Genomic DNA, 12022 nt, shown 5'->3' with positions numbered 1-12022 from the left:
CGGCTGAATCGGCGACGCTTCCACAACGGTTAACGCCGATTTAACGGATGAGTCCTAGCCTGTCTCGGCCGGGGTTACTCGCAAGGCCGAGGTGAGCCCAATGGAAGCCCAGAGAATAGCGGTCGACGCCGTCGTCGCGCTGACCGATTGCGACCGCGACGCCGTCATCGCCTTCATCCGCCGGCTCTACCTCGCCGGCGTCACCGACCCCAAGCGCCTGACCTTCAAGGGCCTGCAGGCGCTGTCGCGGGCCTGATTCGGCTCGTTTCGGCCAGTTTGACCCTAATTGCGTCCCCTTGCTCTCTCCGGCGTGATTGCAACCCACCGGCGAATATCTTGCCGCTCAGTCCCGGTCGGGCTACACGACACCCCGGCTGGATCACTTGGGATTGGGGAAATGTTGAAACAGCTTTTTGCGCCGCAGCTCGTCATTTTGTACGTGCTGGCCGCCTCGACGATTTACGTTCACTTCCGCGGCAAGCAGCGGCTGCGCTTCGCGCGCCAGCTCGGCGACCACTCGACCTATCTCGCGCCCTACAACGTGCTGATGTACGCCGGCTCGGCAGTGCCGAACAAGCCGGTGATCTCGGTCGATCAGTTTCCGGAGCTCAAACCCCTCAGCGATAACTGGGAGACCATCCGCGACGAGGCCGTGCGCCTGTTCGACGAAGGCTTCATCCGCGCGGCGGCGAAGAACAACGATTGGGGCTTCTACTCGTTCTTCAAGAGCGGCTGGAAGCGATTTTACCTGAAATGGTACGACGACTTCCTGCCGTCGGCCAACACGCTGTGCCCGAAGACGGTGGAGCTGCTCAAATCGATCCCGAGCGTGCATGGCGCCATGTTCGCGATGCTGCCGCCAGGCGGCAAGTTAGGGGCGCATCGTGATCCCTTCGCGGGCTCGCTGCGCTATCACCTCGGCCTGGTCACGCCGAACTCGAACAAGTGCCGGATCCTCGTCGACGGTGTCGAATGCGTCTGGCGCGACGGCGAAGCCTTCATGTTCGACGAGACCTTCATCCACAGCGCCGAGAATGCGACCGACGTCAACCGCATCATCCTGTTCTGCGACGTCGAGCGCCCGATGAAGTACGGCTTCGTGACCGCGATTAACCGCTGGGTCAGCCATCACATCGTCAAGGCGTCGGCGACCCAGAACGTCGACGGTGAGAATGTCGGCGTGCTCAACAAGGTGTTCGGCAAGCTCTACGAGATCCACCTCGCCAGCCGCAAGGTGAAGGAGTGGAACCGCAACGTCTACTACACGCTGAAATACTCGCTGACGGCGCTGATTCTCGGCCTCATCGTGATGTCGGCGATCAGGTGATCGGCGCGTCGCGATGAGTTGCTTGCCGACCGCGAACGCAGAGATCACGCAGCTCTTCCGCGAGTGGCTGGAGACCTTCGCGGGCTATGTCCGCGAGGTCGACTACGCCTCGGCGCGGCCGCTCTTCCATCCCGACGTGCTCGCCTTCGGTACCCATAACGACGTCATCCCCGGCCTCGATCAATGGGTCAAGACGCAATGGGACAACGTCTGGCCGAAGACGACCGACTTCCGCTTCGTCCTCGATCAGACGTCCGTTCTGGTATCACCGGACGGCATGATGGCAACCGTGATCGCGCCGTGGACGAGCACGGGCTATCATCCCGATGGCAGCACGTTTGCGCGCCCCGGCCGCGCGACGATGGTGTTTTCGAAAAATGGCGATGGCTGGCTGTGCGTGCATTCGCACATGTCGCTCAATCGCGGTGTACCGCAGGTAAGCCATGCCAATCGGCCGGTGAAGGCCTGGTAGCTCCCGTAGGGTGGATTAGCGAAGCGTAATCCACCAATAGGCGCGAGCAACAATTGACGTTCTTTGCTGTCGTGCGTCTGTAGTGGTGGATTACGCTTTCGCTAATCCACCCCACAATATCGAGGCCCTACTCCGGCTGGCCGATGCTCACCTTCAGCGTGCCGACGCCGTCGACACCGCATTCGAGCTTGTCGCCGGGCTGCAGCTGCGACACGCCGGCGGGCGTGCCGGTCATGATGATGTCGCCGGCGGCGAGCTTCACCTGCTGGGAGAGCTGCCAGATGATCTCCGGCACGTTCCAGATCAATTCGGTGAGGTCGCCCTTCTGCGCTTCCTTGCCGTTGACCGTCAGCCAGATCTTGCCCTGGGAGGGATGGCCGATCTTCGAGGCCGGCTGCAGCGCGGAGCAGGGCGCCGAATAGTCGAACGACTTGCCGATCTCCCACGGGCGCTCCTTCTTGCGCGAGGCGATCTGGAGGTCGCGGCGGGTGAGGTCGATGCCGACGGCGTAGCCGTAGACGTGGTCCAGCGCCTTGTCGGCGGCAATGTTCAGCCCACCGCTCTTCATCGCGACGATGAGCTCGACCTCGTGATGCAGATCCTTGGTCAGCGGCGGATAGGGAATGGTGGCGCCGTCGGGCACCAGCATGTCGGCGTGCTTGGCGAAGAAGAACGGCGGGGCGCGCTCGTCATTGCCCATCTCGCGGATGTGCTCGAGATAGTTGCGGCCGACGCACCAGATGCGGCGAACCGGATAACGGCCGCTCTCGCCGACGACGGGAAGCGAAGCCTGGGGCGGAAGCGGGATGACGTAGGAGGCGGCGTTCATGGAGCGGTCTCGCTGGTCTTGAGGTGGAACGAACTCTATGCGGTTGCGCTGATCGGCGCCAGAGCGCCGGCGTCGTGATGTTGCAGGCGGAAGAACGAGGCGTAACGGCCGCCGCGGCGGAGCAGCTCATCATGCCGGCCCTGCTCGACGATCTCGCCGCCTTCGACGACCAGAATGCTGTCCGCGTGCATGATGGTGTGCAGGCGGTGCGCGATCACGATGGTGGTGCGGTTCTGGCACAGATGCTCGATCGCCTCCTGTACCTGCCGCTCGGATTCGGAATCGAGCGCGGCGGTGGCTTCGTCCAAGAGGATGATCGGCGCGTTCTTGAGCAGCGCGCGCGCGACCGCAATGCGCTGGCGCTGTCCGCCCGAGAGCTGGGTGCCGTGCTCGCCGACCGGCGTGTCGTAGCCGAGCGGGAAGCCCATGATGAAGTCATGCGCGCAGGCTGCCTTCGCCGCCTCAACGATCTCGTTCTCGCTGGCGCCCGGCTTTCCGAAGGCGATGTTGTTGCGGATCGTGTCGCGGAACAGATAGACGTCCTGGCCGACATAGGCGGTCTGGGCGCGCAGCGATTTGCGTGAGACCGACGAGATCGACTGGCCGTCGATCACGATGTCGCCTTGCGTCACCTCGTAGAAGCGCAGGAGCAGCCCCAGCACGGTCGACTTGCCGCCGCCGGAAGGGCCGACCAGCGCAGTCACCTTGCCGGGCTCGGCGACGAAGCTCATGCGGTTGAGCACGGTCTCGCCCGAGCGATAGGAGAAGCTGACGTCGCGCAGCTCGATGCGGGCATCTGTCAGCTTCAGCGCCGGCTTGTCATCGTCGGACTGCTCGCTCGCGGGGCTGTCGACGACCTCGAGCAGCATGCGGGCGCCGACCAGCTGGCTGTTGAGATCGATGTTGAGGCGGGCGAGCCGCTTGGCCGGCTCGGTCGCCATCAGGAACGCGGTCATGAACGAGAAGAACGCGCCGGGCGTGGCGTTGAGCGCGACCACGGCGTAGCCGCCATACATCAGGCAGCCGGCGACCGCGAAGCCGCCCAGCATCTCCATCAGCGGGTTGGAGCGGTTGGCGACGCGGGCCATCTTGTTGGCGTTGCGCTCGACGACCGCGATGTTCTCGTCGATGCGCCTCTGCATGGTCTCTTCGAGCGTGAACGCCTTGACGGTGCGGATGCCCTGCAGCGATTCCTGCATGGTCTCCATGATGTCGGCAGTGCCGGTGAACTGGTTGAAGGCGAGGCCCTTGATGCGCTTGACCAGCTTGCGCAGCACCAGCATCGCCGGTGGCACTGCGACGAGGCCGATGAACGACATCAGCGGGTCCTGCCAGACCATCACGCCGATCATGGCGAGCAGCATCAAGAGGTCGCGCCCGATGGCGTTGACCAGCATGTTGAGCACGTCCGTGATCGACTTGGCGCCGGCGGTCAGCCGCGCCAGGAACTCGGACGAGTGCCGCTCGGAGAAGAAGCCGACGTTTTCGCGCATCAGCTTGGCGAACAGCTGACGCTGGTTGGTGGCGAGGATCGCGTTGCTGATCTTGGTCAGGATCACCATGTGGCCGTAGGTCGCCACGCCCTTGATGAACAGCAGGGCGACCGTGATTCCTGAGAACATCGCGATGCCCGGGATGTTCTTGTCGACATAGGCCTGGTTGATGACCTGGCCGAGGACGTAGGTCGCAGCAGCGGTCGCACCGGCGGCGAGGGCCATCAGAGCGAAGGCGACGAGGTAGCGCCGCCAGTAGACGATGCCCTGTTCCGTGATCAGCCGGCGCACGAGGGCCATGGCCGCATAGGGATCGTCGGTGATTTTCTTTGGAAACTGCGCCATCCGGTGTCCATTGACGGCGCAGGACAAAGCCTGCCCGCGCGTCAGGGATCGATGGGCCTCTGTGCCCGCTCAAGCCGGGTTTTTCAAGCCCAATTAAGGGCTTGCGCTTGGGATGATTCTAGGCCGAGGCGGCGTGGCGGAGCTCGCCGTGGCGCTCGCGGAACAGCTTGTCCTCCCAGGCCAGCGCATGGGCTGCGATGGTCTCGAGGTCGTCGTATTGCGGCCGCCAGTCGAGCAGGCTGCGGATGCGGCTGGTGTCGGCGACCATGGTCATGATGTCGCCGGGCCGGCGCGGGGCGTATTGCACGGCGAAGCTGCGGCCTGAAACCCGGCGCACCGCATCGATGGTCTCTAGCACCGAATAGCCGCGGCCATAGCCGCAATTCAGCGTGGTCGAGGCGCCGCCATTGCGCAGATAGGCCAGCGCGGAGCGATGCGCCTGCGACAGGTCCGTGACGTGGATGAAGTCGCGGATGCAACTGCCGTCGGGGGTCGGATAGTCGGTGCCGAACACGTCGATCTTGGCGCGCTGGCCGGTGGCGGCTTCCACCGCGATCTTGAGCAGATGCGTGGCACCGACGGTGGCAAGGCCAATGCGCGCCTGCGGATCGGCGCCGGCGACGTTGAAATAGCGCAGGGTTACGTATTGCATGCCGTAGGCGGCGGCGACGTCGTGCAGCATGATCTCGGTCATCAGCTTCGATGAGCCGTAGGGCGACAGCGGCCGCGTCGGCGCGTGCTCGGACACGGGCACCTGGTCCGGATTGCCGTAGACGGCGGCCGTCGAGGAAAAGATGAAGCGGCCGATGCCGCGCTTGACCGCGACGTTGAGCAGGTTGCGCGCGGTCGTGAAGTTGTTGCGGTAATAGCCGAGCGGATCGCGCATCGAATCCGGCACGACCACGGAGCCGGCGAAATGGATGATGCTCTCGATGTCGTGCTGGGCGATCACGCCTTCGAGCAGGTTCTCGTCGCCGGCGTCCCCAATGAACAGCGGCACGCCTTCGGGCAGATAGGCCGAGAAGCCAGTGGAGAGATCGTCGATCACGACGACGTCCTCGCCGGCCTCCGCCAGCGCCAGGACCGTGTGACTTCCGATATAGCCGGCGCCGCCGGTGACTAGCACAGTCATGATCTCACCCGTCTTCGATCAACGCGCCAAGCTAGCGCTTGCGTGGTGAAGAGGGGGTATCGGCGCGTCTGAACTGGTCACTATGCTTAATGTTGCGTATAGGGACTTTGCGAAACGGAGCATGACGTGGCGAATTCCCAGGGCGATCTCGAAGTGATCGTGCCAAATCTGCACAGGCGCTATTCCGGCGTCACCGCGACCAACCGGATGGTGGCGCCGCGGCTGGCAAAGCTGTACCGCGCCGCCTGGTTCGGCTCCGACGCGCCGGAAGGGATCGCGCGCCTAAGCATTGGGGATTTCCTCCAGCTCTGGCGCCGCAAGGCACCGCTGATCTGGCACGCACGCCGCAACAACGAGATGATCGCCGGCGTCGTGCTGCGCGCGCTCGGCTGGCCGCTCAAGCTCGTGTTCACCTCGGCAGCGCAGCGGCATCACAGCTGGATCACGCGCTGGCTGATCCGGCGCATGGACGCGATCATCGCAACATCGGATCTCTCGGCCTCGTTTCTGAAGGTGAAGGCGACGGTGATTCCGCATGGCGTCGACACCGATGTCTATGCCCCGCCGGGCGATCGCACTGCCGCCTTCGCCGAAGCCGCGCTGCCGGGCCGCTACGCCATCGGCTGTTTCGGCCGCGTGCGCGCGCAGAAGGGCACCGACGTGTTCGTCGATGCGATGTGCCGCTTGCTGCCGCGCTATCCGGATTTCACCTCTGTCATCGTCGGGCAGATCACACCGGAGCAGACGCCCTTCGCCAACGACCTGAAGAAGCGCATCGAGGCAGCCGGCCTGCAATCGCGCATCGTCATCACCGGCGAGCTGCCGATCGAAGCGGTGCAGCGCTGGTACCAGCGGCTGACGATCTACGCCTTCACCTCACGCAACGAAGGCTTTGGGCTGACGCTGATCGAGGCGATGGCGGCGGGCAGCGCGTTGGTCGCCGCACGCGCCGGCGCGGCCGAGCTTGTGGTAGAGGACGGCGTGAGCGGCGTGCTGATCCCGACGGGTGATGCCGACGCGCTTGCTGCGGCGCTCGAGCCGCTGATGCGCGATGTGGCCGCGGCGACCGCGATGGGCGAGCGTGGGCGAGCGCGGGTGCTCGAACTCTTCAGCCTCGATGCCGAGGCGGCGCGGATCGGCGCGGTCTATCGGCCGCTGCTCTGAGCACAGCTCCTGATACCGCGACACAAAAACCGCGAAAACAACCCCATGCACAGTAGGCGGGTTCAGCAAAATCAATGGCTTGGCGAGAGGGCTCAATCTATTGCGGATTTTTCGAATCGCATCTCGTGGGGCAAAACAGTGGCAGGATGTCATCATTGCCGCGAGCCCCGATCGGCTCAGCTGGTCACCCTTGCCCCCACCTCCTTCAGCACCCGCTGCGCAATTCCCACCACCTCGCTAGCTGCAATATTCCGCATGCAGCGGTGGTCGTTCACCTTGCAGACCGTGCTCTGGCAGGGCTGGCAGGACAGCGCTTCCTTGTCCTGCACCACGGTCGCGGCGAGGCCGTTGAGCGGGGCCCAGAGGTAGGGGCTGGTGGGACCGAAGATGCCCATGGTCGGCGTGCCGAGGGCGGCTGCGATGTGCATCAGGCCGGAATCGTTGGAGATCGCAACGCCGGCCGCGGCCATGGCGAGGACGCCGTTGCGCAGATCGGTCCCGGTGAGATCGCGCACCCCAGGGCCGCGAGCGGTCCCAGGGCTGGCAGCGGCCCCCGGGCCGCCGGCGGCGACGATCTCCTGGGCAAGCCCCTTTTCGGCGGGGCCGCCGACCACCCAGACCTCGAGGCCGCGCTCGACCAGCAGGCGGGCAGCTTCGGGATAATAGGTCCAGCGCTTTGAAACGCCGACCGAGCCTGGGGCAAGCGCCACCGCGGCGCCGGCGCCAAGGCCATTGGCTTCGCGCCAGCGGGCGATCTCCTCGGCCGGAACGCCCAGTTGCGGCACCGGCCATTCCGCCGGCAGGGGCGCGCCGTCGGGCTGGGCGAGGGCGGCGTTCTTGTCGATGAAGCGGGGCAGCTTCTTCTCGCCCCAGCGCCAGCGGTTCAGCAGGCCGAACCGGAACTCGCCGACGAAACCGACTCGTTCAGGAATACCGGCCAGCGCCGGCGCGATCGCCGCCTTCCAGGTCCGGGGCAGCACCAGGGCGGTGCCGTAGTTCCGTTCCCGAAGCAGCTTGGCCAAGCCGAACTGGCGCGCGACGGCCAGCCGGCTGCGCGGCATGTCCCAGACGATGCCGGCGCGCACCCCGGGCATGTAATCGACCAGCGGGGCGCACAGGGACGTGGTGAGCAGATCGACCGGCCGGTTCGGCCAGCGCTCCTTCAAGACCCGCACGACGGTGTGGTTCCGCACGAAATCGCCGATCCACATGTAGGGAACGATCAGGATCGGGCGCGTGTCGCTCCGGTCTGCATCACCACCAAGTTGCGAATCAATGTTCATTGGTTATTAGGACCGAAGACGTGCCGATATGGCGGCTCGGTTAGCCGCTCCGGGCCGGCAGGTAAAGCCGGCAGAAGAGCAATCCCAAAACCGCTTACACTTTGGCGGATCATGCGCTACGGCAGGATCGGGCACTTAAAATCGGGCAGGTAGGTGGAATGTTGCTGGTGACCGGCGGGGCCGGTTTTATCGGATCGAATGTCGTGGCCGCGCTGAACGAGGCCGGCCGCAGCGACGTCGTGGTCTGCGATTTCCTCGGAACCGAAGGCAAATGGCGCAACCTCGCCAAGCGGCAGCTTGTGGATATCGTTCCCCCCGCCGAGCTGATGGACTGGCTGAAGGGCCGCAAGCTCGAGGCCGTGATCCATCTCGGGGCGATTTCCGCAACCACAGCGACCGACGGCGACCTCGTCATCGAGACCAATTTCCGCCTGTCGATGCGCCTTCTGGACTGGTGCACGATGAATGCGGTGCCGTTCATCTACGCGTCCTCGGCGGCGACCTATGGCGACGGCACGGAAGGATTCGACGACGATTCCTCGCTGCCGGCGCTGAAGAAATTGCGGCCAATGAATCTCTACGGCTGGAGCAAACACCTGTTCGATCTCGCAATTGCCGAACGAGTGGCGCGCTGCGACCGGCTCCCGCCGCAATGGGCCGGCCTGAAATTCTTCAACGTGTTCGGCCCGAACGAATATCACAAGGGCTCGATGATGAGCGTGCTGGCGCGGCGCTTCGACGACGTGAGGGCTGGTCGCGTCGTGCAGCTGTTCAAGTCGCATCGCGAGGGCATCGAGGACGGCGATCAGCGTCGCGATTTCATCTATGTCGACGACGTCGTGCGCGTCGTCCTTTGGCTGCTGGCGACGCCGTCGGTGTCCGGCCTGTTCAACGTCGGCACCGGCAAGGCGCGCAGCTTCAAGGACCTCATGCTGGCTGCCTATGCCGCGCTCGGGGCCAGGCCCAACATCGAATACATCGACATGCCCGAGCAGATCCGCGACAGCTACCAGTATTTCACCCAGAGCGAGGTCGATCGTCTGCTCCGCGCCGGCTATAACGGCGGCTTCACGACGCTCGAGAACGCGGTGAAGGCCTATGTCGGGGATTATCTCGACCGGCCCGACCGCTTTCGCTGAGGCCCTGTAGACCATGCCGACGCCCATTCTCGATTTCGATGCCCTCGCGCAAGCCATCTCAGGCCGCACGGTGCTGTGCATCGGCGACATCATGCTGGACGAGTTCGTCTACGGCGAGGTGTCGCGGATCTCGCCGGAGGCGCCGGCGCCCGTCATCGCCGCCCAGCGCAGCGAGACCCACGTCGGCGGCGCCGGCAACGTCGCGCGCAACGTCGCTTCGCTCGGCGCGCGCTGCATCTTCGTCGGCCTCATCGGCGAGGACGATGCCGGTGCGCGGCTCGCGGCCGCGCTCGATGATCAAACCGGCATCGAAAGCGTGCTGGTGCGCGACGCCTCGCGGCCGACCACGCGAAAAGTCCGTTTCGTCTCCGAGCATTTTTCCACGCACATGCTGCGCGCGGATTGGGAGCAGGCGCTGGCTGCGTCCGACGACGTCGAAACCAAATTGATCGACGCGATCCTGCCGCAGATCGCGCGCGCCGACATCGTGCTGCTGTCCGACTACGCCAAGGGCGTGCTGACGGCGCGCGTGATCCGCCACACCATCGATGCCGCCCGCAAGCTCGGCAAGCCCGTGATCGTCGATCCCAAGAGCCTGAACTGGGCGATCTATCGCGGCGCCACGCTGCTCACGCCGAACCGCAAGGAATTTTCGGAAGCGACCCGCAGCCGCGCCGAAACGGTGCAGAGCATCGTCGAGGCCAGCGAGGACGTGATGCGGCTCGCCGATTGCGAGGCGATCCTGGTGACGCAGGGCGAGCGCGGCATGACGCTGGTGCCGCGGAATGGCGGGGCGGTTCACGTGCCGGCCGTCCCGGTAAAGGTGCGCGACGTCTCCGGCGCCGGCGACACCGTCGCCGCAGCGCTTGCGGTCTCGCTCGCGGCCGGCGCGGACTGGGACACGGCGCTGCGCATGGCCAATGCCGCCGCCGCCGTCGCCGTCGGCAAGCATGGCACCGCCAGCGTCAGCGCGGCCGAGCTGCGACGCAAGATCCTGCCGCATGCGACGCTCGCGGCCGAGGAGAAGATCGTGCTCGATCCGGCCGCGCTCGACGCGCAGCTCGCCGAATGGAAAAGGCAGGGCCTTCGCGTCGGCTTCACCAATGGCTGTTTCGACATCCTCCATCCCGGTCACGTCAAGGTGCTGACCGCCGCGCGCGCCGCCTGCGATCGCCTGATCGTGGGACTCAACAGCGACGCCTCGGTGCGCCGGCTGAAGGGGGCCGATCGTCCGGTCCAGGACGAGCGCGCGCGTGCCGAGGTGCTCGCAGCGCTTGAGGCCGTCGATCTCGTCGTCATCTTCGCGGAAGACACGCCGATCGACCTCATCACCAGGATCAAGCCCGGCGTGCTGGTGAAGGGCGGTGACTACACCCGCGAGCAGGTCGTCGGCCACGAGGTGGTCGAGGCCGCGGGCGGGGTGGTCGTGCTGGTCGACATCCTCCAAGGCTTCAGCACGACGGCGCTGGTGCATCGCGCCCGGGGAGGGAGCAATTGACGGCGCTCGCACGGGAATCGACCAGCGAAATGTTGCATCGTCGTCTTCGCAGCCCCGCTGCCTGGCGCGAGACCGTCGATCTGTTTGCGATCCTGACCGCGGCCTCGCTGCCCTGGTCGACGTCGCTTGCCGGCATCTTCAACGCGCTGATGCTGCTCTGCATGGTGCCGTTTCTCGACGTTCCCGCGTTCCTGCAATCGCTGAAGCGCCCGATCTGCATCGCGCCGATCGCACTCTTCGCTCTCGCGCTGCTGGGGACGCTGTGGTCGGACGCAGCCTGGGGCGTCCGCCTCCACGCGATCAGTCCGACCGTCAAGCTGCTCGTGCTGCCGGTCCTGCTCTACCATTTCGAGCGCTCGCCGCGGGGCAGGTGGGTGTTCGTCGCCTTCCTGGTATCCTGCGCGCTGTTGTCGGTGATGTCCTGGCTGGTCGCCTTCTATCCGAGCCTCACGCTCAAGACGGACCCCTTGGAGCGCGGTATTTTCGTCAAGAACTACATCGACCAGAGCCAGGAATTCGCGCTCTGCGCCGTCGCGCTTGCCTATCCGATCGTGATGCTGTTGCGCGAGAAGCGCTATTGGCTCGCCGGGCTGCTGACGGCGCTGGCGCTGAGCTTCTTCATCAATATGACGTTTGTAGTGGTGTCACGCACCGCGCTCGTCACCGTTCCGATCATGTTCGGGGTGTTTGCACTGCTTCATCTCAAATGGCGCAGTATCGCGCTCATTTCTGTCGCCTTGCTCGTCGCCGCAATTCTCGCCTGGCAGGCCTCGCCGTATTTGCGTCATACCGCCGAGCGGTTTTCCGACGACTACGCCCGCTACATGGAGAGAGGCGAGCCGACCTCACTCGGGCTGCGGCTCGAATTCTGGCGGAAATCGCTCGGCTTCTTCGCGGAGGCGCCGATCATAGGGCACGGCACCGGCTCCACGCGCGGATTGTTCGAGCGCGTCGCGACGCCCGCCGGTCAGTACCAGGCGTCCGCCGAAGTGATCGGCAACCCCCACAACCAGACGCTGAACGTCGCCGTGCAATGGGGCGTGATCGGCGTCGCAGTCCTGTACGCGATCTGGATCCTGCATCTGCTGTTGTTCCGGGGCGACGGGCTTGCCACTTGGATCGGGCTCCTGGTCGTGGTGCAGAACGTCTTCACCTCGCTGTTCAACTCGCATTTGTTCGACTTCCACGAGGGCTGGATGTACGTCATCGGCGTCGGCGTGGCCGGCGGCATGGTGATCCGGGCACAACAGGCCGAGGCGAAGATGGGCGAAGGCGGTCCCTGAGCGGCCGCGCGGCTGGCAAGTCTTGTCGAGATGGGCTATCAGCGCGGTCAGGTTGTA

General features: G+C 65.1%; 11 protein-coding genes. 7 read left to right on the top strand and 4 right to left on the bottom strand.

All coding sequences use genetic code 11. From position 1 onward, the window contains the following. Positions 1-100 precede the first annotated feature (100 nt). The 3 genes from AB7M16_RS07900 (at position 101) to AB7M16_RS07890 (ending at position 1799) form a co-directional block, all read left to right on the top strand. Complete coding sequence (locus AB7M16_RS07900) at positions 101-256, top strand: hypothetical protein (RefSeq protein ID WP_007612486.1); 156 nt, start codon at positions 101-103, stop codon at positions 254-256. Between the two features lie 141 nt (positions 257-397). After that, positions 398-1327: an aspartyl/asparaginyl beta-hydroxylase domain-containing protein gene (locus tag AB7M16_RS07895; protein ID WP_453943565.1), complete on the top strand. Its 930-nt coding sequence runs from the start codon at positions 398-400 to the stop codon at positions 1325-1327. 13 nt (positions 1328-1340) lie between these two features. After that, positions 1341-1799, top strand: a complete 459-nt coding sequence (locus AB7M16_RS07890) for a YybH family protein (protein ID WP_453943564.1) — start codon at positions 1341-1343, stop codon at positions 1797-1799. A gap of 127 nt (positions 1800-1926) precedes the next feature. Here the strand turns inward: AB7M16_RS07890 and AB7M16_RS07885 are convergent, their stop codons facing one another. From AB7M16_RS07885 to galE, 3 genes are all read right to left on the bottom strand, one after another. Continuing rightward, on the bottom strand, positions 1927-2628 hold the full coding sequence (locus AB7M16_RS07885; protein ID WP_212260210.1) for a fumarylacetoacetate hydrolase family protein: 702 nt from the start codon (positions 2626-2628) through the stop codon (positions 1927-1929). 35 nt (positions 2629-2663) lie between these two features. Continuing rightward, positions 2664-4466, bottom strand: a complete 1803-nt coding sequence (locus AB7M16_RS07880; RefSeq protein WP_439366594.1) for an ABC transporter transmembrane domain-containing protein — start codon at positions 4464-4466, stop codon at positions 2664-2666. A 118-nt stretch (positions 4467-4584) separates the two neighbouring features. Beyond that, positions 4585-5598 (bottom strand): UDP-glucose 4-epimerase GalE, encoded by a 1014-nt coding sequence (gene galE, locus AB7M16_RS07875; protein ID WP_172785305.1) that lies wholly within the window; start codon positions 5596-5598, stop codon positions 4585-4587. Positions 5599-5724: 126 nt separating this feature from the next. Here galE and AB7M16_RS07870 point away from each other — a divergent pair, with 126 nt between their 5' ends. Next, positions 5725-6762 carry a glycosyltransferase family 4 protein gene (locus tag AB7M16_RS07870; protein ID WP_453943563.1) on the top strand — a complete coding sequence of 346 codons (1038 nt, stop codon included), beginning with the start codon at positions 5725-5727 and terminating at the stop codon, positions 6760-6762. 176 nt (positions 6763-6938) lie between these two features. On the opposite strand, the gene waaF is transcribed toward AB7M16_RS07870, so the two are convergent. Further along, on the bottom strand, positions 6939-8045 hold the full coding sequence (gene waaF, locus AB7M16_RS07865; protein WP_453943562.1) for a lipopolysaccharide heptosyltransferase II: 1107 nt from the start codon (positions 8043-8045) through the stop codon (positions 6939-6941). Positions 8046-8203: 158 nt separating this feature from the next. Between waaF and rfaD the strand changes: the two genes are divergently transcribed. From rfaD to AB7M16_RS07850, 3 genes are read left to right on the top strand one after another with little or no spacing between them, the layout of a single operon-like run. Then, complete coding sequence (gene rfaD / locus AB7M16_RS07860; RefSeq protein WP_212260216.1) at positions 8204-9184, top strand: ADP-glyceromanno-heptose 6-epimerase; 981 nt, start codon at positions 8204-8206, stop codon at positions 9182-9184. Positions 9185-9197: 13 nt separating this feature from the next. Beyond that, on the top strand, positions 9198-10682 hold the full coding sequence (rfaE1, locus tag AB7M16_RS07855; protein WP_453943561.1) for a D-glycero-beta-D-manno-heptose-7-phosphate kinase: 1485 nt from the start codon (positions 9198-9200) through the stop codon (positions 10680-10682). Next, a complete protein-coding gene (locus AB7M16_RS07850) occupies positions 10679-11965 on the top strand; it encodes an O-antigen ligase family protein (protein ID WP_453943560.1) in 1287 nt (428 codons plus the stop codon). The genes rfaE1 and AB7M16_RS07850 overlap by 4 nt, the downstream gene beginning before the upstream one ends. Positions 11966-12022: the final 57 nt, after the last annotated feature.

The organism is Bradyrhizobium sp. USDA 372, from assembly GCF_053629095.1.
This window is presented reverse-complemented; position numbering and strand designations above follow the sequence as displayed.

What these genes read in the sequence shown, in the direction of transcription:
- AB7M16_RS07900 (WP_007612486.1), top strand. Translation starts at nt 101, where the DNA reads ATGGAAGCCCAGAGAATAGCGGTCGACGCCGTCGTCGCGCTGACCGAT.
- AB7M16_RS07895 (WP_453943565.1), top strand. Translation starts at nt 398, where the DNA reads ATGTTGAAACAGCTTTTTGCGCCGCAGCTCGTCATTTTGTACGTGCTG.
- AB7M16_RS07890 (WP_453943564.1), top strand. Translation starts at nt 1,341, where the DNA reads ATGAGTTGCTTGCCGACCGCGAACGCAGAGATCACGCAGCTCTTCCGC.
- AB7M16_RS07885 (WP_212260210.1), bottom strand. Translation starts at nt 2,628, where the DNA reads ATGAACGCCGCCTCCTACGTCATCCCGCTTCCGCCCCAGGCTTCGCTT.
- AB7M16_RS07880 (WP_439366594.1), bottom strand. Translation starts at nt 4,466, where the DNA reads ATGGCGCAGTTTCCAAAGAAAATCACCGACGATCCCTATGCGGCCATG.
- galE (WP_172785305.1), bottom strand. Translation starts at nt 5,598, where the DNA reads ATGACTGTGCTAGTCACCGGCGGCGCCGGCTATATCGGAAGTCACACG.
- waaF (WP_453943562.1), bottom strand. Translation starts at nt 8,045, where the DNA reads ATGAACATTGATTCGCAACTTGGTGGTGATGCAGACCGGAGCGACACG.
- rfaD (WP_212260216.1), top strand. Translation starts at nt 8,204, where the DNA reads ATGTTGCTGGTGACCGGCGGGGCCGGTTTTATCGGATCGAATGTCGTG.
- rfaE1 (WP_453943561.1), top strand. Translation starts at nt 9,198, where the DNA reads ATGCCGACGCCCATTCTCGATTTCGATGCCCTCGCGCAAGCCATCTCA.